This is a genomic window from Sorangium sp. So ce362 (genome assembly GCF_051519845.1).
In the GTDB taxonomy this organism is placed as follows: Bacteria; Myxococcota_A; Polyangia; order Polyangiales; family Polyangiaceae; genus Sorangium.
Genome location: NZ_CP150332.1, coordinates 109,071 through 129,043, shown reverse-complemented (window position 1 = coordinate 129,043; position 19,973 = coordinate 109,071). Strand labels below are relative to the sequence as shown.

14 protein-coding genes are annotated in these 19,973 nt (G+C 70.9%); 10 read left to right on the top strand and 4 right to left on the bottom strand.

Features of this window, described 5'->3' with window-relative positions:
• Positions 1 to 70 precede the first annotated feature (70 nt).
• The gene (locus WMF17_RS00540; RefSeq protein ID WP_437600007.1) at positions 71 to 358 is read left to right on the top strand and encodes a hypothetical protein; all 288 of its coding nucleotides are present in this window, start codon (positions 71 to 73) and stop codon (positions 356 to 358) included.
• Positions 359 to 419: 61 nt separating this feature from the next.
• Here WMF17_RS00540 and WMF17_RS00535 read toward each other — a convergent pair whose 3' ends face one another.
• The gene (locus WMF17_RS00535; RefSeq protein ID WP_437600006.1) at positions 420 to 731 is read right to left on the bottom strand and encodes a hypothetical protein; all 312 of its coding nucleotides are present in this window, start codon (positions 729 to 731) and stop codon (positions 420 to 422) included.
• Between the two features lie 590 nt (positions 732 to 1,321).
• Between WMF17_RS00535 and WMF17_RS00530 the strand changes: the two genes are divergently transcribed.
• Together WMF17_RS00530 and WMF17_RS00525 are read left to right on the top strand one after the other, a co-directional pair.
• The gene (locus tag WMF17_RS00530; RefSeq protein ID WP_437600005.1) at positions 1,322 to 2,323 is read left to right on the top strand and encodes an N-acetylornithine carbamoyltransferase; all 1,002 of its coding nucleotides are present in this window, start codon (positions 1,322 to 1,324) and stop codon (positions 2,321 to 2,323) included.
• A gap of 5 nt (positions 2,324 to 2,328) precedes the next feature.
• On the top strand, positions 2,329 to 3,669 hold the full coding sequence (locus WMF17_RS00525; RefSeq protein ID WP_437600004.1) for an acetylglutamate kinase: 1,341 nt from the start codon (positions 2,329 to 2,331) through the stop codon (positions 3,667 to 3,669).
• A gap of 289 nt (positions 3,670 to 3,958) precedes the next feature.
• On the opposite strand, the gene WMF17_RS00520 is transcribed toward WMF17_RS00525, so the two are convergent.
• Entirely contained in the window at positions 3,959 to 4,555 is a 597-nt protein-coding gene (locus WMF17_RS00520) for a superoxide dismutase (RefSeq protein WP_437600003.1), read from the bottom strand.
• A 361-nt stretch (positions 4,556 to 4,916) separates the two neighbouring features.
• Between WMF17_RS00520 and WMF17_RS00515 the strand changes: the two genes are divergently transcribed.
• The 3 genes from WMF17_RS00515 to WMF17_RS00505 all read left to right on the top strand — a co-directional run bounded on the left by WMF17_RS00515 (position 4,917) and on the right by WMF17_RS00505 (position 12,166).
• Entirely contained in the window at positions 4,917 to 6,743 is a 1,827-nt protein-coding gene (locus WMF17_RS00515; protein WP_437647390.1) for an OmpA family protein, read from the top strand.
• 14 nt (positions 6,744 to 6,757) lie between these two features.
• Positions 6,758 to 11,029, top strand: a complete 4,272-nt coding sequence (locus WMF17_RS00510) for a hypothetical protein (protein WP_437647388.1) — start codon at positions 6,758 to 6,760, stop codon at positions 11,027 to 11,029.
• A gap of 270 nt (positions 11,030 to 11,299) precedes the next feature.
• Positions 11,300 to 12,166 (top strand): Hsp33 family molecular chaperone HslO, encoded by an 867-nt coding sequence (locus tag WMF17_RS00505; protein ID WP_437599999.1) that lies wholly within the window; start codon positions 11,300 to 11,302, stop codon positions 12,164 to 12,166.
• A 31-nt stretch (positions 12,167 to 12,197) separates the two neighbouring features.
• Here the strand turns inward: WMF17_RS00505 and WMF17_RS00500 are convergent, their stop codons facing one another.
• Both WMF17_RS00500 and WMF17_RS00495 read right to left on the bottom strand, forming a co-directional pair.
• On the bottom strand, positions 12,198 to 12,833 hold the full coding sequence (locus WMF17_RS00500; protein ID WP_437647386.1) for a TetR/AcrR family transcriptional regulator: 636 nt from the start codon (positions 12,831 to 12,833) through the stop codon (positions 12,198 to 12,200).
• Between the two features lie 87 nt (positions 12,834 to 12,920).
• Positions 12,921 to 14,546 (bottom strand): FAD-dependent monooxygenase, encoded by a 1,626-nt coding sequence (locus WMF17_RS00495; RefSeq protein WP_437647384.1) that lies wholly within the window; start codon positions 14,544 to 14,546, stop codon positions 12,921 to 12,923.
• Positions 14,547 to 15,214: 668 nt separating this feature from the next.
• On the opposite strand from WMF17_RS00495, the gene WMF17_RS00490 reads away from it, so the two are divergent.
• The 4 genes from WMF17_RS00490 to WMF17_RS00475 all read left to right on the top strand — a co-directional run bounded on the left by WMF17_RS00490 (position 15,215) and on the right by WMF17_RS00475 (position 19,948).
• Positions 15,215 to 16,018, top strand: a complete 804-nt coding sequence (locus tag WMF17_RS00490) for a nucleotidyltransferase domain-containing protein (RefSeq protein WP_437599995.1) — start codon at positions 15,215 to 15,217, stop codon at positions 16,016 to 16,018.
• Between the two features lie 560 nt (positions 16,019 to 16,578).
• Complete coding sequence (locus WMF17_RS00485; protein WP_437647382.1) at positions 16,579 to 17,373, top strand: cellulose binding domain-containing protein; 795 nt, start codon at positions 16,579 to 16,581, stop codon at positions 17,371 to 17,373.
• Between the two features lie 377 nt (positions 17,374 to 17,750).
• Entirely contained in the window at positions 17,751 to 18,935 is a 1,185-nt protein-coding gene (locus WMF17_RS00480) for a PLP-dependent aminotransferase family protein (protein WP_437647380.1), read from the top strand.
• Between the two features lie 185 nt (positions 18,936 to 19,120).
• Entirely contained in the window at positions 19,121 to 19,948 is an 828-nt protein-coding gene (locus WMF17_RS00475; protein WP_437647378.1) for a hypothetical protein, read from the top strand.
• The last annotated feature ends 25 nt before the right edge of the window (positions 19,949 to 19,973 follow it).

Here is a 19,973-nt window from a genome sequence, read left to right as displayed (position 1 = left end):
TGCGCAGCGCGATCCAGCGCGCGCTTGTTCCAGCCCGGCCGCTCTGGATCGGTGAATGATTGGCGCCGTCATGCTCACCGTGCATGCGCTGTCGTATTGGCCCACCCTGCCCGGCGTCGCGCTCGGGTTCGTGAGCCCCTACCTGGCCCGGGACGCGCTCGTCGCGCACGCGCAGAAGGTGAGGCGATTTCAATCCTATTCGATGATCGGCATCGGGCTGATCGCCGCGGTGGGGCGCGACGTTTTCAAGGAGATCGGGCCGGTCGGGCTCGCGGTGGCGTTCGCCCTCATCGCGGGTCAGCTGGGCATCTACTTCTGGTTGCTCTCGGATCCTCGGATCTCGATCGTTCGCAGCTGAGGTGCTCACCGGGGTTGCACCCCCGGGATGTCGAGGCGCGCGCTCGGCCGCGCGGCGCCGGTCAGCCGCAGGCAGCGTGGTAGTCCGGCCCCTCTTCCCCGCGCAGGATCTCGGTCTGCACGACCGACGCGTCCCGCAGGTGCGCCACCGCGCCGAGCTCGCCGTCGCGGCGGTACGCCGAGAAGGCTTGTTCGTCCGGAAAGGTGACGAGGTGAATCTCCTTCAGGCTGCGCCCAGAACTGTCGGGCGCGGTCACCACGGTCCGCTCGATCGCGCCGCCGTACCGGGCCATCACGGCCGCAGCCTTCCTCTCGTACGCGCGGAACGCGTCGAGCGCCTCGCACCGCACCGTGAGGATCACGACCAGCGTCACCGGAACCCCTGCGTGCTCACGCCACGCCGCCGCAGGTGCACAAAAAAAGAGCGCCCATTCGACGGTGGGGGGGGGAAACCGTCACGGGCGCTCCGTTTCCACGTTTAGCAGGATGCGGACCAAGCGTTACCCCGTGGATTTCCGCGCATTTTTCGTAGGGGACGTGTGTCCATCCTTTCGATCCTGAAATCAGCCCGTGCAATCCTGACAGGGCATCTGTTTCTTCCCGACCGTGCACGTGCACGGTCGGGGGGACCCCTCCGGAGGCGGCCGCCTTCGATCGCGCCGTGGATGCGCGGGGCGCGCAGAGGACCCAGCGGCGTCGTGCCGATGCACGAGAGGTGGTATCATGAGCGGCCTCCGGGCGTGGCGCCGTACCTGCCGCCGAGGCCCGACGTCGTCGGCTGAGCCCAGCCGCTCGACGCCGGCGTGCGCCGCTCCCGCCGGGGAGCGCGGCCGCCGCGCGGATCCGGCGCTCGACTCCGTCTGACGGCGCGCGCCGCGCCGGCCTGCGTGCATCGTTGACATCGCCGCCAGGATTGCTCCAATGCGAGCGCCCGCTCCGCGCTGCGCAGACGAGGAGGCTTTCGATGCGGCACTTCCTGACCACGATGGACTACACACGCGCCGAGATCGAGGGCCTCCTCGAGCGCGCGCAGCGCTTCAAGCGGAGGCCGATCGGCTCGAGCCTCAAGGATCGCACCATCGCGCTCGTGTTCTTCAACCCCTCGCTGCGGACGCGCACCTCCTTCGACGTCGGCATCCGGCAGCTCGGCGGCCACGCTGTGATCCTCGAGCCTGGGCGAGGCGCGTGGCCCATCGAGTTCGAGGACGGCGCCGTGATGGACGGCGAGCCGGAGGAGCACGTCCAGGAGGTCGCGCGCGTGCTCTCGCGCTACGCCGACCTCATCGGCGTGCGCGCGTTCCCCAAGTTCCAGCGCTGGGAGGAGGATCGCCAGGACAAGGTGCTCCAGGGGTTCGCCCGTCACGCGACCGTGCCGGTCGTGAACCTCGAGACCATCACCCACCCGTGCCAGGAGCTCGCGCTCGCGCTCTCCATGAAGGAGCGCCTGGGCCGCCTCGACGGCAAGAAGTTCGTCCTCACCTGGACGTACCACCCGCGCCCGCTCAACACCGCAGTCGCCAACTCGGCCGTTCTCATCGCCTCCAAGCTCGGCATGGACGTCACCCTCCTCTGCCCCACCGAGGAGTACCACCTCGACGAGCGCTACCTCGACGCCGCCAGGAAGAGCGCCGCCGAGAGCGGGGGGAAGCTCTCGATCACCCACGACATCGAGTCCGCCTACCGGGGCGCCCACGTCGTGTACGCGAAGAGCTGGGGCGCGATTCCCTACTTCGGGCGCTGGGAGCAGGAGAAGCCCATCCGCGACAGGCACAAGCACTTCATCGTCGACGAGCAGAAGATGGCGCTCACCGCGGGGGGGCTCTTCTCCCACTGCCTGCCGGCCCGGCGCAACGTCAAGGTCACGGACGCGGTGATCGACTCGCCCGCATCCATGGTCATCGACGAGGCCGAGAACCGGCTGCATGTGCAGAAGGCCGTGATGGACGTGCTGGCCAACGGGTGGTGACCACGATGGGCTCGACGCAAGACGTCATCGTCCGCCTCCTCAGGAACCTCGGCAGCCGCAAGGAGGTCGAGCAGTACCTGAAGCAGTACGCGGCCGTCGATCAGCAGAAATTCGCCGTCATCAAGGTCGGCGGCGCCATCCTCGACGAGGACATCGAGGCGCTCGCGACCTCGCTCGTGTTCCTGAACCAGGTCGGGCTGTATCCCATCGTGATCCACGGCGCCGGGCCGCAGCTCGATCGGGCGCTCGCCGAGGCGGGCATCCCGACCGAGCGCGTCGACGGGCTGCGCGTCACGACGCCCCGCGTCCTGGAGATCGCTCGCCGCGTCTTCCTCCGCGAGAACCTGCGGCTCGTCGAGGCGCTCGAGGAGATGGGCACGCGCACGCGGCCGATCACCGCGGGCGTCTTCGAGGCGTCGCTGATGGACGAGGGGCGCCTCGGGCTGGTGGGCAGGGTGGAGCGCGTCCACGTCGACGCGGTGAGGTCCAGCCTCCGCGCGGGGCACCTGCCCATCCTCGCCTGCCTCGGCGAGACGCCGGGCGGGCAGATCGTCAACATCAACGCCGACGTGGCCGCGCGCGAGCTCGCGCTCGCGACGCAGCCGTTCAAGATGATCTTCCTCACGAGCACGGGCGGCCTCCTCGACGAGCATGGGCGCATCATCTCGGCCATCAACCTCGAGGAGGACTACGCGGGCCTCGTCACCCAGCCCTGGCTCACCGGGGGCATGCGGCTCAAGCTGCAGGAGATCAAGCTCCTGCTCGACGGGCTGCCGGCGACCTCCTCGGTGTCGATCACATCGCCGGATCACCTGGCGAAGGAGCTCTTCACGCACACGGGGTCCGGCACGCTGGTCCGCCGCGGCGAGCGGATCCTGCGGCACGACACGCTGGACGGCATCGATCGCGACCGGCTGCGCGATCTGCTCGAGGCGTGCTTCGAGCGGAAGCTCGACGAGCACTACTTCGACAAGAAGCCGTTCTACCGCATCTACCTGTCCGACTCGTACCGGGCGACGGCGATCCTCACGCTCGACGCGGGCGAGAGGGCGCCCCTGACGCCGTACCTCGACAAGTTCGCGGTGACCACGGAGGCGCAGGGCGTGGGGATCGGCGGCTCGCTCTGGACGCGGATGAAGAACGAGAACCCGAAGCTGTTCTGGCGCGCCCGGAACGGCAACGAGATCAACCCCTGGTATTTTCAGCAGGCCGAGGGCAGCTACCGCAACGAGAACTGGACGGTGTTCTGGTACGGCCTGACCAACTTCGACGACATCCGTGCCTGCATCGATCACGCCCTGTCGTTGCCGACGACCCTACGCCAGCACGGCTCAGCCGAGCTCTGACCGCGAACGCCAGGCCCGACACCCCACGCCCCAGAAGGCGCTCGTACCAGGCTGCGACGGACGCCAGGCCCGAAGTGGCATCACGCACCAGAAGGCGCTCGTATCAAGCTGCGACGAACGTCAGGCCCGAAGCGGCATCACGCCCCGAAAGGCGCTCGTATCAGGCTGCGACGAACGTCAGGCCCGAAGCGGCATCACGCTCCGGGTGGCGCGTGTGGATCGCGGGGTGGTGGGGCCCCACCGAGCTTAGCTCGGTGGGGCGGCGGGGGCGCGTGCCCCCGCCGTGAGACTATTGACCGATCTGCTGGAGGCGCGCGTTGATCACGTCCCAGTTCAGGCCCGAGAGCACGTTGGACACGTAGTCCGCCTTCTTGGTCTGGTAGTCCGCGAAGTAGGCGTGCTCCCAGGCGTCGACGGCGACCATGATATGCGTGTTCGCGAACAGACCGACATCGTGCTCGGTCCGGATGAGGTTGTTGAAGAGCTTCTTCTCCTGGTAGTCGTACACGAGCACCGTCCAGCCGTGCGCGCTCAGGAGCGCCGCCTTCGCGTCCGCCAGCCAGTTGTCGAAGCTGCCGAACGAGGCCTCGATGAGCTGCTTCGACTGGGCGCTCGGCTGCGTCGAGCCGTTGCCGATGTTCTCGAAATACAGCTCGTGCAGCACCGTGCCGTTGAACGCGACAGGCTCGCGGCGCTTGAGCTCGCTGTACACGTTGTACGAGTAGTTCGGCGCGCTGCGATCCGCCTTGCCGAGCTGCTCCCAGATCTCGTTCAGCTTCTTCACGTAGCCCTGGTAGAGCGTGAAATGCGCCTTGAGCTGCAGATCACTCAAGCCCTTGGCGTTGCCGCCGAGGAGATTGTCGAAGTTCTTGGGTTCGCGGGCCATGGTGCCTCCTAAACGAGTGCCGCGAGCAACGCCAACGCGTGCCGCAGGGTTAGATGGCCGCTCTACCGCCGCTGCCCTCCGGTAGCAACCCTGCCGTGCGCGAAGACACCGCGCGGCCGCACGACGCCAGCGGGCCTGACCTCCATGCGGGAAACGCCGTACGCCAGCTCAAGGCGCACCGCGAATGCGCGACGTGGCCGCCGCGACCAGGCCCGCGCCGCAGCGCACACAGCGCCTCCCTCGAGCCGGCTCGATCGCACGCCGCGCGCGTGAAAACCTGGTGAAACGTTGAACGCCGCAGGCGTTTCGGTCGATACTCCTCGGGCTTGCTGTTCCTTCGCGCAGGGAGGCGACCTCGTTCATGCCGGCTCGTACACAGGGGACCCATCCGACGGCCGCGCTCGCGGCGGCGCTGTGCCTGCTCGGCACAGCGGCTCAGGCCGAAGCGCAGGAACCCGCGAGACCCGAAGGGTTCGCGCTCGACAGGTTCCACCCCGCGCCGGCCGGCGACAGGATGTTCGGTGTCCAGTCCGCCTACACAGCAGGAGACGCATCGCCCCACATCATGATCCTCGGCGATTACGCCCAGGATCCGCTCGTGCTGCGGCGGCTCGACGGGAACGAGGGGCTCGGCGACGGCAAGGTCGTCGGCAGCCAGTTCCTGCTCCACCTGAGCGCCTCGCTCTCCCTCTGGAAGCACCTCACGGTGAACGTCGATCTGCCGCTCGCGCTCCAGTCCGGCGACGGCGGGGCCGCCTCGGGGGCCGTGCTCCCGCCGCCGACCCGCAGCGCGCTCGGGGATCTCCGGCTCGGCGCGCGCGCGACCCTCTACGGCGACTATTTCGATCCGTTCCAGATCGCCCTCGCAGGCTACGTGTGGCTGCCGACCGGCGACCCCGAGGCGTACTCCGGCGACGGCGACGTGCGCGGCGGTCCGCAGCTCGTCCTCGGCGGCCACCTGGATCGCGCGGTGTGGTCGCTCGCCGCGGGGCCCGAGTTCAGGTCGAACCGGCAGTTCGCCAACGTCGAGCAGGGGACGACGGTGCACTGGGGCGCCGGCGTCGGGCTGCTGCTCGACGACGAGCGGCGGCTGCAGATCGGGCCCGAGATCACCGGCGCGATCACGGTCTCCGATGTCCAGCAGCGCACGACCAACCTCGAAGCCCTGCTCGGCGGGCGCTACCGCTTCGCCAGCGACTTCGAGGCCGGGCTCGCCGTGGGCCCCGGCCTCACCGCCGGCGTCGGCACGCCCTCGTTCCGCGCGGTGGCCATGGTCGCCTACTCGCCCGAGGTGAAGCCGCCCGTGAAGGACCGGGACGGCGACGGCATCCTCGATGACGCCGACGCGTGCCCGGACGTCGCGGGCGTCGGGAGCGCGGAGCGCGCGAAGAACGGCTGTCCGCCGCCCAAGGACGCGGACCGTGACGGCATCCTCGACGCCGACGACGCCTGCCCCGCCGTGGCCGGCGTCGCCTCCCCCGACCCGAAGAAGAACGGCTGCCCGCCGCCCGGGGACCTCGACAAGGACGGCATCACCGACGACGTCGACGCGTGCCCGGAGCAGGCCGGCCCGACCAGCGACGACCCGAAGAAGCACGGCTGCCCGCCGCCGCCCGATCGCGACAGCGACACGATCCCCGATCCCTCGGACGCGTGCCCGGAGCTGCCCGGCATCGCCACGACCGACCCCACCACGAACGGCTGCCCGGGCGACACCGACGGTGACGGCATCCGCGACGACCAGGACGGCTGCCCGAACGAGAAGGGCAAGCCGAACGAGGACCCGAAGCAGCACGGGTGCCCGACGGCGGTCCGGGTGACCGAGACCGAGATCGTCATCCTGCAGCAGGTGCAGTTCGACATCGGCAAGGCGACCATCCGGCCGGTCAGCAACGAGCTGCTCGAGGAGGTCGCCGGCGTGCTCAAGGACCACCCGGAGATCGTCAAGATCGAGGTCCAGGGGCACACGGACGACCGCGGAACGCGCCAGTTCAACACGAGGCTGAGCCAGGCCCGCGCGGAGTCGGTGCTGAAGGCGCTCGTCGCGCACGGCATCGCGGCCGATCGCATGCAGGCGAAGGGCTACGGCCCCGACGTCCCGATCGCGGAGAACAAGACCGAGGCGGGGCGCCAGAAGAACCGGCGCGTCCAGTTCAACATCATCGAGAAGGCAAAGAAGCAGCCATAGGGCTGGAGGCGTCGATGGCAAAGCGATTGGCAATCACGGGGCTGACCGGCGCCGCGCTCCTCGGGGCGCTCTCGGGGACCTCGCACGCGGCCCAGGTGAACCGGGTCCAGGTGGCGCAGCGGGGCGATTTCGTCCTCATCGGCAACACGCTCGCGCACGACTGCGCGCCCTCCACGCCCGCGCCGCTGGTGGGCACGGTCGGGGCGTGCGGCGACGCCGCGACGCTCGGGGACTCGGCGCCCGACATCTACTGGCGATCCGACAGCCCGCTCGCGGGGCAGGCCGAGGCGAACACCACGATAGCGCCCTCGGCGGCCCGCAGCACCGCGGTCCTCAACCTCCCCCCGGGCTCGCGGGTGACCCACGCGTACCTCTACTGGGCGGCGAGCCGCGAGACGGGCACGGCCGATCTCAGCGTGACCCTGGATCGGCCCGGCACCACCTTCACCAGCAACGTGACCGGCGCGCTCTCGGGACAGGCGAGCTCGGATCTCACCCACGCCCAGGTGGTCGCCGACGTCACCTCCATCGTGCAGGCGCGCGGCGCCGGGGCCTATCGCCTGAGCGGCATCAGCAACGCGGCCCGCCTCGACGGTGACAACCAGAACCAGGCCTTCACGTTCGCCGGCTGGTGGATGGTCGTGCTCTACGAGCTGACGACCGCGCCCGCGCGCTACCTCGCCGTCTTCGACGGGCTGGACACGGTGACCAACGACGCGACGGCGCCCTGGCCGATCTCGGGGTTCGTCGTCCCCTCGGGCGCGGGCGAGGCGAAGCTCGGCGTCATCGGCTACGACGGCGACAGCTCGACCGGCGACGCGATCCAGTGGAACGGGACCGCGCTGTTCGACCAGCAGAACCCGGCGAACAACTTCTTCAACAGCTCCCGCTCGTTCCTCGGCGCGCCGTCGTCGTCGGCGGGCGATCTGCCGCGGCTCACCGGCGCGCCGCTGAGCATGAGCAGCATCGACATCGACGTGGTCCGGGTCCCGTCCAACCTGCTCAGGACCGGCGACACGTCGGCGCAGATCAAGGCGATCGGCTCCACCTCCGACGGCTACCTGCTCGGCGGCTTCATCGCGTCGGTGCCGACGCGCCTGCCGGATCTCACCACGTCGACAAAGCGGGTCCTGGACCTCAACGGCGGCGGCGTCACGCCGGGCGACACGCTAGAGTACACGATCATCGTCGCCAACACCGGGGACGACGACGCCGCGGCGGTCGTGCTGAACGACCCGCTGCCCCCCGGGGTCACCTACGTCCCGGGCTCGCTCGAGATCACCGCCGGCCCGAGCATGGGCGGCGTGACCGACGACCCCGGCGACGACAGGGGCGAGTACATCGACGGCACGAGGACGGTCCGCATCCGCCTCGGCGACGGCGCCGACGCGGCCCAGGGCGGGTCGCTCGGCGTCGACGAGACCACGACGGTGCGGTTCCGCGTCACCATCGACCCGGGCACGGACGGCGAGATCGCGAACCAGGCGACCGTCGCCGCGCAGAGCCCGGAGGGAGGGGCCGCCCAGGCGTACCCGACGGACGGCAACGGCGCGGAGCCGGGCGCGCCGCCCACGAGGATCCTCGTCGACAGCGACGGCGACGGGCTGAGCGACGGCGAGGAGAAGCGCGCCGGCACGGACCCGAACGACGCCGACTCCGACGACGACGGCATCAAGGACAGCGACGAGGACCTCTGGGATCTCGACACCGACGGCGACGGGCTCATCAACGCGCGCGACGTCGACAGCGACAACGACGGCCTCTTCGACGCGACGGAGCGCGGGCTGACGGACTGCAACGGCCCGGGGACGGACCCGCTGGCGGGGCACTGCGTGCCCGACGGCGACGCCGGGGCGACGACGACCGACCCGCTGGACGAGGACACCGACAACGGCGGCGTGCTCGACGGCTCGGAGGACGCGAATCTGGACGGCGTGCTCGACGAGGGCGAGGCGGATCCGAGGGCTGGGCACGGCGCCGACGACCGCCAGATCGTCGACACGGACGGCGACGGGCTCGCCGACAACCTCGAACGGTACATCGGCACCGATCCGAACGACGCCGATACCGACGACGACGGCGTGCCCGACGGGCTCGAGCCGAACCCGACGGACGATCACGACGGCGACGGGCTCATCAACGCGCTCGACGTCGACAGCGACAACGACGGCCTCTTCGACGGCACGGAGATGGGCCTCGGCTGCGACGGACCGGGCACCGACGCGGCGGCGGGCAACTGCATCCCCGACGGCGACGCCGGCGCCACCAGGACGTCGCCGCTCGAGGCCGACACCGATGGCGGCGGCGTGACCGACGGCTCCGAGGACACCAACCTGAACGGCGTGGTCGACGCGGGCGAGACAGATCCCCGGGCGGGCCAGGGAGGCGACGATCGGCTGAACGCCGACAGCGACGACGACGGGCTGAGCGACGACCTCGAACTGTACCTCGGCACGGATCCGAACGACGCCGACACCGACGACGACGGCGTGCCCGACGGGCTCGAGCCGAACCCGGCGGACGACACGGACGGCGACGGGCTCATCAACGCGCTCGACGTCGACAGCGACAACGACGGCCTCTTCGACGGGACCGAGCTCGGCCTCGGCTGCGACGGCCCCGGCACCGACGCGCCGTCGCGGCGCTGCACCCCGGACGCGGACGCCGGCGCCACGAAGACGTCGCCGCTCGACGCGGACACGGACAACGGCGGCGTGAGCGATGGCTCGGAGGACGCCAACCTGAACGGGGTCGTGGACAACGGCGAGAGCGACCCGACCCGCAGGCACGGCGACGACGACAGCAACAACGCGGACAGGGACGAGGACGGGCTGAGCGACGATCTCGAGGAGACGCTGGGCACGGATCCGAACGACGCCGACACCGACGACGACGGCGTGCCCGACGGGCAGGAGCCGAACCCGTCGGACGACACGGACGGCGACCGGCTCATCAACGCGCTCGACGTCGACAGCGACGACGACGGCCTCTACGACGGCACGGAGATGGGCCTCGGCTGCGACGGCCCCGGCACCGACGCCGACGCTGGGCACTGCACGGAGGACGCCGACGGCGGGGCCACGACGACGTCGGCGGTGCGCCGTGACAGCGACCGGGGCGGCGCGACAGACGGCTCCGAGGACGCCAACCTGAACGGCGCGGTCGATGCCGACGAGACCGACCCGACCGCCGGCCACGGCGACGACGACGGCCAGACCGTCGACAGCGACGGCGATGGGGTAGGCGACGACCTCGAGACGTTCCTCGGGTCGGATCCGGGAGATCGCGACACCGACGACGACGGCCTGCTCGACGGCGAGGAGCCGAACCCCAGCGACGACACGGACGGCGACGGGCAGCCGAACATCCTGGACGCGGACAGCGACGGGGATGGGCTCTTCGACGGCACCGAGGCGGGGAAGGGCTGCGAGGACGTGGACACCGCCGGCGACGCCGGGACCTGCACGCCGGACGCCGACGGTGGGGCCTCGACGACGAGCGTGCTGGACCCCGACACCGACCGCGGCGGCGAGAGCGACGGCGACGAGGACCTGAACCACAACGGCACGATCGACGAGGGCAGCAACGAGACCGACCCGAACAACCCCGGGGACGACCGCGGCGATCGCGACGACGACGGCCTCTCGAACAGCGAGGAGGCGACGCTCGGCACCGATCCGGACGACGCCGACAGCGACGACGACGGGGTGCTCGACGGCGACGAGATCGAGCCCGGCGCCGACACGGACGAGGACGGGAAGATCAACGCGCTCGATCCCGACAGCGACGGGGACGGGCTCTTCGATGGGACCGAGCTGGGCCTGGACTGCTCGCACGAGGACACGGACGCCGACGCGGAGACCTGCGTGCCCGACGGCGACAGCGGCGACACGACGACGGATCCGACGAAGGCCGATACCGACGGCGGCGGCGCCGCCGACGGCGACGAGGACGCGGACCACGACGGCATGATCGACGCGGGCGAGCGCGATCCGAACAACCCTGCGGACGACCAGCCCACGGCGTGCGAGCAGGACGGCGATTGCGGCGCCGGCATGGTGTGCGACGAGGCGACGACGAACGAGTGCGTCCCGGGTTGCCGCAACCCGGACAACAGCATCGGTCCGTGCACCACGGCGCCGCCCGGCGACGGCGTCGTGGTGCAAGGCGGCGGCTGCGCCTGCACGGCAGGCGCGGACGGCCACGGCAGCCCGTCGGTGCCCTGGGCCCTGCTCGCGGCCGGCGCCTGCGCCGCCGCGCTGCACCGGCGCCGCCGGCGCGGCTGAGCCCCTCCCCGACGGCGCCCCCGCCCGGAGCAGGCCGGGGGCGCCTGTTCAACAAATACTTGAAATAACTAGATTTTCGTCTATCAGGCGCCTCTGCCTGCGAGGCGAGGCGGACCCGACCGGGTTGCCGCCGGGGCCGAGGCGGACCCGACCCAGGTTGCCGCCGGGGCCGACGGGTCCGGGGCGCCGCGACCCGCCCGGGTCGGATGCGCCGCGGGTTGCCATCCGCCGTCCGTGGCCTAACGATATTTCCTCACGGGAGAGTGCATCTTGCTCCGACCTTCTGATTCCGTCGTCCGCGCCATCACGATGGATGGCGCCTTTCGCGTCATCACGGCGCTGACCACCGAGACCGTGCGAGGGGCCATCGCGGTGCAGACGGCCACCGGCGCGACCGCGCAGCGGCTGGGAGAGCTGATCACGGGCGCCATCCTCGTGCGCGAGGCGATGGCGCCGAACCTGCGCGTGCAGGCGATCGTCAAGGGCGCGGCCGGCCACGGGTCCCTGGTGGCGGACTCGCACCCGGACGGCACGAGCCGCGGCCTCGTCAACCTGGGCAAGGGCGCGACGAAGAAGAGCGCGGTGGAGATCGGCGCGGGGTCGCTGCTGCAGGTGATGCGCACGCTGCCGAACGGCATGCTCCACCAGGGGGTCGTCGAGGTCCCGGCCGAGGGCGGCATCTCGGGCGGCCTGATGACGTACATGCAGGAGTCGGAGCAGGTCGTCTCGATGATCGCGGTGGCGACGCTGATCGGCGAGGACGGCGTCGGCACCTCGGGCGGGTACCTCGTGCAGCTGCTCCCGGAGGTCGAGCGCGGTCCGCTCATGGTGATGACCGAGCGGCTCAAGGACTTCGAGCGCCTCGACGACGTGCTCGCGCAGGAGGGCGCCTCGGCGGACGTGCTGCTCGAGGAGCTGCTCCACGGCATGCCGTTCTCGCGGCTCGACGCCTCGCCGCTCAGCTTCAGCTGTCGCTGCAGCGAGCTCCGGGTCATGACCACGCTGGCGAGCCTGCCGCGAAGCGACATCGAGGAGATGGTCGAGGACGGGAAGCTCCTCGACATCCGCTGCGACTACTGCGGCAAGGACTACCAGGTGTCGCCGTCGCAGCTCCGCTCGCTGCTGATGACGAGCTGATCGCGGCGCGCCGGCGCCGCGCCGCGCGGGGTCACGCCGGCTGGCCGGGCGAGAGGCCGCGGATCACGAAGGCGATGACCCGCTCGATCTCGGCCTCGTCGTCCCACGCCGCGTCGGGAGCGATGAACACGCGGTGGAGGATGTACCCCGCGAACGTCGAGGCGACGCAGCGGAGGACGAGCGCGGGCGGCCATCCGACGATCTGCCCCTCGCGCTGGAAGCGCTCGATCAAGGCGATCCCCCTCGCGAGGAACGGCGCGAACACCCGGCCGGCGATGCCGATCCGCAGATCGGCGTCGAAGGGCAGCTCCTGCGCCAGGATGCGCACGAGCTGCGGGTGCGCGCGCACGAACGCGGCGCGCTCGGCGAGGAGCGCCCGCAGGAACGCCTCGAAGGTCGGGTACGTCGCGCTGAAGAGCGGGTCCATGGAGCGCGCCATCGCGGGCCCCACGAGCTGCTCGATGGCGGGCCCGAGCACCCCCAGGAGGAGATCCCTCTTTGTCGGGAAGTACTTGAAGATCGTCGCCTCCGCGACCCCTGCGCGCCGGGCGATGTCCCGGGTCGCGGTCCCGTGGAAGCCGTGCTCTGCGAAGGCGGTCACCGCGGCCTCGACGATCTTCTTCTGCGCCTCGGTCAACGTGTCGCTCGAGCGCGGTCGTCGGCTCATCGGCGTTCCTTCTGCTCACCTTCTGGTGCCGCGCGCCAGCGATCCCGACGGATCTCGGCCGCCGCCGCGCCGCGATCGGCAAGGGCGCTAGGCGGCTCCGGCCCTGCGCGTGAAGAGCCGGTCGAGGGCGCGCCGGAGCTCGTCCTCGTCGAGCGGATCGCTGCGCACGCCGATATAGCCGTCCGGCCGGACGAGGACGGCGGCCGAGGACGAGACGCCGTACGCCGCGTGGGCGTGGCCGTCCGGATCGGCGTACCCTCCGGCCTCGGGCGCGCCGATGACCAGGACCTCGAGGTCGGGCCCGCCGAGCTGCGCGGCGAGCTTCCGGGCGTGCTCGCGGGCTCCGCCGTCCGCCTGCGGGCCGGTGAAGAGCAGCAGCGTGGATCCGGCGCCGCGCATCAGGTCGATGAGGTGGACCTGCTCGCCCGCCGCGCCGCGAACCACGGCGTCCGGCGCGCGATCCCCGGCGCGGGGCCCGTGCTCCGGCGGGCTTCCGATCTGCACCGACAGCGGGCTCTTCCGGTAGCGGATCTGGAGCTGCGACAGGAATCCCAGGATCCTGCGCTGCACGACGGAGATGCCGAAAGCGCGGGCCATGAGGCGCGGCGCGACCGCGCGCAGCGTCCGGCCCACCGGACCGTGCCCGGCCAGGAGACCGAACAGGCGGTCGGTGAAGTCGACGAGCCGGCGTGCCACGGGAAGCCGCTCCATCTCGTAGGTGTCCAGCAGCCACGCCGGCATCCGGCCCTGCTCGACGGCCGCGAGCTTCCACGCCAGGTTGTAGGCGTCCTGGATTCCTGTGTTCATGCCCTGCCCGCCGGCCGGGCTGTGGATATGCGCCGCGTCTCCGGCGAGGAACACCCGTCCTTTGCGCAGCCGCGTGGCCACGCGGTGGTGCAGCCGGTAGCGCGAGAGGACGATCGCTCTCTGGACCTCGAACGGGACCGGGATCATCTCGCGCATCGCGGCCTCGAACTCCTCGCGCGAGACCGGCGCGCCGTGCTCCGGCGGCGCTTCGGGCCGGATGAGGATGACCCGGAAGCGGTGGCTGCCGAGCACTGGAAAGGCTGCGAGGACGCCCCGGCGCGAGGGGCTGAGATAGATCTCGCCGTCCGGCAGCGGCCAGTCGAGGACGAGGTCGCCGAGCATGCAGTGATCGTCGTAGGTGTCCCCCTCGAAGGCGATGTCGGCGCCCTTGCGGACAGCGCTGCGCGCGCCGTCGCAGCCGAGGAGCCACCCGGCGCGCACCTCCTCGAGGCTCCCGTCGGCCCGGCGGAGCGTGCACGTGACACCGTCGCTGTCCTGCGCGTAGGCGGCGAGCTCGACGCCGCGCTCGAGCGCCACGCCCAGCCCGGGGAGCCGGGAGGCCAGGACGCGCTCGGTGTCGAGCTGCTGGATGACGAAGATGCCCGGGATCGGCGTGGACAGCTCCGGGAAATCGAAGATCGGCAGCCGGGCGCGCTGTCCGTTCGCGAGGAGGACGTTGAACCCTCCCACGCGCACGGCGCGCTCCAGGGCAGCATCGACGATCCCCATCCTGCGGAAGATCTCCATCGTCCGCGCCTGCACGGCGAGCGCCCGCGAGTGATCCGCGGGCGGCTCCAGCGCCCTGTCCACGATCCGCACCGCGAGCCCTCGCCGGGCGAGCTCCCCGGCCATCGTCAACCCGGTCGGCCCTCCCCCGACGACCAGCGCATCGAGTGCTCTCGCCATGACCCGCCTCCAGCGTGGTGAGTGAGTACTCACTCACTATAACAGGAGCGACCGGGTTGGCAAGAGGGGGCGGGATCGCGGGCGCGCCGCAGGCGCGAGGTCGCCAGGATCCCGAGGCGTCCTGGTTCGCGTTGCTCGCGAGGATCTGGCAGTCCGGGATGCGGCGCTCACGACAAAGTCCTCCTGCCGGTCCAACCTGCCTGTCGGGACCGGCCTCTCGCGGAGGCCATGGATACGTCAGATTCGTAGCATTTCAATGCGTTGCATTTTCGCGCCCGGGATTATCACCAATGGTGAAATACAGGATCGTCAGTCCGCCGAATGTGGCCGCGCCCGCGCCCCATCCTTTCACCTCTCGCGGCCGAACCTGGGCTGCGGCTTCGCTCCTGGGCCGGCGGATAAGTGCACGGCATCAACGGCGCAGGGGGGCCACGTCCACCGGCTACGTCGACGGTCTTCCCCTGTACGTGAACTGCGGCAGAGCGGACCTCTACCCTCGCTGGAGCGTGCCGTCCATGGCCGCCTGCCGCGGGGGGAGGGGCGCGTTCGGGGAGACCGGTCCGGGTCTCGGCGGCGCGCCGAGCGGGAAATTTCCCAGGAGCTGCGCTACCGTGCGACGGACCGCCGGGCAGCAGACTCGTCAGTTCAAGAAAGAGTGGATGACCTCGATGCGAGAACCCAACTATCACGCGCACCATCTCCGGACCGTATCGCGCCTCGTCGAGCGGCTGAGCGCGGACCCCTGCTCCGTAGCGATCATCATCGGAGGCTCCCAGGCGAAGGGGCTGGGGAAGGAGACGTCGGACGTCGACTTCTTCTGGGTGGTCACCGACGAGGAGCACAGGCGGCGGTATGCGGCCGGCGAGCTGGTCTACGTCGCCTGGGACCCGGGCCTCGTTGACTATCCAGGCGGCTACGTCGACGGCAAGATCATCAGCCACGATCTCCTCGAGAAGACCCGCGAGCGCGGCAGTGAGCCGGCGCGCTCGGCGTTCCTGGGCGCGACGGTCGCCTGGTCGCGGCGCCCGGACATCGACGGCCTGGTGCGCGCGATCTCGGCCTATCCCGAGCACGAGCGCGCGCACAAGATGCTGGGGTTCATCGCCCAGCTGGAGGCGATGCGCTATTATCTCGAGTCGGCGGAGCAGCACGACAACCGGTATCTCCTGACCTGGGCTTCGGCGCGCGCGGTGCTCTTCGGCTACCGGCTGATCCTGGCGCACAACCGCATCCTGTATCCGTACCACAAGTGGGTGAGGGCCTTCGTGGCGGACGCGCCCGAGAGGCCGGCGGATCTCCTGCACCTCGCCGACGAGCTGATCCGTGCGCCTGGCAAGAAGACGGGCGAAGCGTTCTGCGGCGCGGTGCTCTCGTTTCGTGACTGGGAGAAGCCCGCACAGTGGCAGACACGGTTCATGGAGGACTCCGAGCTCAACTGGCTCCACACGCCGCCTCCGCTCGAGGACGCCTGAGGCGATCCCGCGGGCCGGGACACAGGTGGTGAGCGCGGCGAGAACGGCGAGAACACCCGGAGTCGGCCAGTGTTCGTGCCCTACCTGTGCGCAGGAAAACTCCACACACGACTACGACATCAGCAGAAAGTTACCACGACAGATCTCTTGCTTGCCCCCAAACCCCTTGCTGGCGCCGAGGAGATCTGTATAAGCTTCTGGTCTCAACTTCCTTCCGTTCGACCTTCGGACCTGGTCGGGCGCTCACAGGAGTCATCAAGATGCGACCGATGGCAAGGTGTGCGTCGCTGCTCGGCCCGAAGACGTCCGAGGCAGCGTGGTTCCTGGGTCCTCGGATGAGGATGTCGACGAGCTCAGGAACGCAGCTCCTGCAGGGCAGTGGCTGCAATCGAGCTGTAGAGTCGCGCTCCTGGCTGAAGGGAACGAGGGCTCTCTCTGCCGCCTCCCTTCTGATGCTCGTGGCGTGTGCCGAAGGCTCCAGTCTGGGCGGCGATGGCGGAGGGGGCGGGAGCAGCGCCACATCGAGCTCGAGCGGGGCGTCCTCGTCCAGCTCGAGCAGCGTGGGGTCTGCAGGCTCGACCACGAGCAGCACGACCAGCTCCGCGACGAGCAGCACGACGGGCGTCGGCGGGGAAGGCGGCGCCGGCGGTCTGGGCGGCGCTGGCGGCATCGGCGGCGCCGGCGGGGATGGCGGAGCCGACGTGACGAGCACCACGATGAGCAGCTCGGTCAGCTCCACGGCGAGCAGCTCGGTCAGCTCCACGACAAGCAGCTCGGTCAGCTCCACGGCGAGCAGCTCGGTCAGCTCCACGGCGAGCAGCACGACGGGGGTCGGCGGCGGCAGCGCCACGAGCTCTACCACCGCGAGCTCCACCACCGGCGGCATCACCACGCCGGCGCTCGAGCTGCAGTACGCCGCCAGAGCGACGGCCGCCGAGTCCTCGGAGCTGTCGTTCCAGGTCCGGGTCAAGAACACCGGAGATGAGAGCATCGCGCTCAGCGATCTGACGATTCGCTACTGGTTCACGGCCGACGTCACGGAGGTGGATCTCAAGAGCGACTGCGACTTCGCGTTGACCACCAGCATATGCGCCAACGTCGTCACCAGCACGTTCGACAAGGCGTCGGGCACGGACGCGGATCACTACTTGGAGCTCGGCTTCCTCGCCGCCGCAGGCAGCATCTCCCCGGGCGCCACGACCGGACCGGTACAGGTCCGCATCCACAACCGCGACGTGTACGACCGCATGACGCAGACCGACGACTACTCGTTTGAAGCGACGACCGCTTGGATCCCGTCGATGCAGATCACCGTGTACCACGAGCGCATGCTCGCCTGGGGCATCGAGCCCTAGCCCAGAGCACACCTCCCCGACGGCCGGCCCGGGCGAAACACCTCGCGAGCGCCCGCCACGCTCGGAGCAGCGTGCGCTGCGGATACAGATCTCCTGGCAGGACATCTCATCGACCAGACGAAGACGGCCGTATTTCCAGGCCATGTCCGCCCGGAGGGCACCCCCGCAGGCCCGTCGGCGCGCTGTGGCAGCCTGACACGCCGCGCGAGCACGCCACACCCACCAGCGCGCCTTCGCCCATCCGGCGTTGCCGCGATGTAACCAATTTTCCAGGGAAATACGTCCTGCCGCGGGGCCCGAGAGTCTCCACTCCGTCTGGAGACGGACAGCGCAGGCGGCACCATCCTTGAATGGGACGCGTCCGGACCCTGAAATCTATGGACGTCACCGCGCGCGCAACCCATCCGCCTCCGTCATCCCACACCCGGCCGTCGCAGGCCCCGATCTCGCGCGATCCGCCGCGGAGCGGGACGCGGCTCGGCCTCGGCCGGTTCGACGCCCTGACGCGGCGGGCCGCGGACACACCGGGCCTCATCAGCTTCGCGGGCGGGCTGCCGGCGCCGGGGGAGTTCCCGCGGTCCAAGCTCGCGGCGTCGTTCGTCCGCGCGCTCCAGATCCCCAGCTGTCCGGCGCTCCAGTACGGCTGGCCCGAGGGCGACGGGGACCTCCGCTCCTGGATCGCCGGGCAGCTGCGACGGCGCGGCGCCAGCGTCGCTCGCGACGACATCATCGTGACCAGCGGCGCGCAGCAGGCCGTGTCCCTCGCCGCGCAGATGGTCCGCGCGCCGGGCGCCAGGATCGGCGTCGACCCCGAGAGCTACCCCGGCGCGCTCGATCTGTTCCAGGCGCGCCGCGCGACGCTCGTCGACGACGGTAGCCACGTCGATGCCTATTACCTCATGCCCGCTGTCTCCAACCCCCGTGGACGCAGGCTGTCGCCACACGAGCGGGCAAAGGTCCTCTCGACCCTCCGGCCGATCATCGAGGACGACGCCTACGCGGATCTCTGCTTCGACGGCGCCGCCCCGCGGCCGCTCCTGGCCGAGGCGCCCGATCGCGTGTTCCACGTCGGGACGTTCTCGAAGACGCTGTGCCCCGGGCTCCGCGTCGGCTGGCTCGTGCCCCCGCGCGCGCTCCGGGCCGATGTCCTCAAGCTGAAGCAAGCCGACGACCTGCAGGCGGCCAGCCTGCCGCAGGCCATCCTGGAAGACTACCTCCGCAACGAGGACTTCGATCAGCGGCTCGCGCGCCTGCGCGAGTTCTACGCCCGCCGCGCCGCCCGCATGGGACAAGCGCTCCGCCGGTACCTGCCCGGCTGGAGGTTCGAGTCGCCGGCCGGCGGCTTCGCTCTCTGGGTCGAGCCCGACGCCGAGCCGAACGAGGCGTTCTTCCTGGCCGCCGCCATCGAGCACGGCGTCGCCTTCGACCCAGGGTCGCTGTTCCGCGCGAACGGCGCCGTGACCCCGTTCGCCCTCCGGCTGTGCTTCTCGTCGGTCTCGCGCGACGAGGACCTCGACGAGGGGGTCCGCCGCCTCGCGCGGTGCTGGGCCGAGGTCGCGTAGCCCCCGCCGGCTCCCGCGAGCGCGGCCAGCGCCACCCATCGTGCTCGTTTTCTTCTTCCCGGCGCCTTCCCCGCGATTGACGGTAACCACCGGGAACTGGCGATAACTGACAATTTCCCCCTCGCGGCGCGGCGCGTTCGGCGTCGACAGATCGATCTTCGGCCCCAGGGATCCTGCCGAGAGACATGATCCCCCGGACCCGCCGCGCGACGCTCCGCGGGCGCCTCGAGCGCCTCGCCCTCCTGGCGATCACGCTGGCGGCCCTCCTCGCGTCGGCGTCCCCCGCGCGCGCACGCCAGACGTTCTTCGATTACGGAGACCACGCGAACGCCGAGGAAGCCCTCGAGTTCTCCGAACTCCACCTTGCTCGCGTCGTGTATTCCGAGCTCGGGTGTCCGAGCCGCCCGGTGTGGCTGAAGCTCGGCGCCGCGCAGGGAGAGACGCTCCGCGTGCAGCTCGGCATGCCGGAGATGGACGCGCTCCGCCGCGAGCGCCCCTCCCTCGCGCTGCTCGGCCCCGGCCTGCCGCGGCCCGCGGCGCTGCCCTTCCCGGCGCCCGCGGGGATCGGCGCGCGGATCTTCGCGACCCGGAGCGTGCACGACGCGGAGGTGGTCCGCGAGCCCGTCACCGGCGCCCGCTCCTGGCTCCTGCTCGAGCAGCGGATCGAGGTGCCCGAGACCGGGAGCTATCACCTCGTCGCGTGGAGCCCGGAGGCGCGCCGCGTACGGCTCTGGATCGCGATCGGCGAGGAGCCGAGCGAGGAGCTCAGCAACGTGGACGACCCGGTGGAACGCGCGATGGCGTTCCACCAGCCCTGGACGGCGCCCGACCTCAGCGCGCCCTGCACGCGCGCGCGCCGCCCGGCGCCCGCGCGGCCCGGCGACGGCGCCTCGGCGGCGGCCTGCGCGCACGCCGCCGGCCCTGCGCACGGCGCGCTGCCTGGCCTCGCTGCGGCGGCGCTCGCCGCGGCCGCGGCGCGGCGAGCGCGGCGCCGCGGCGTGCCCGGGCGGTGACGGGGCGCCGTCCCCGGGCAGCGCG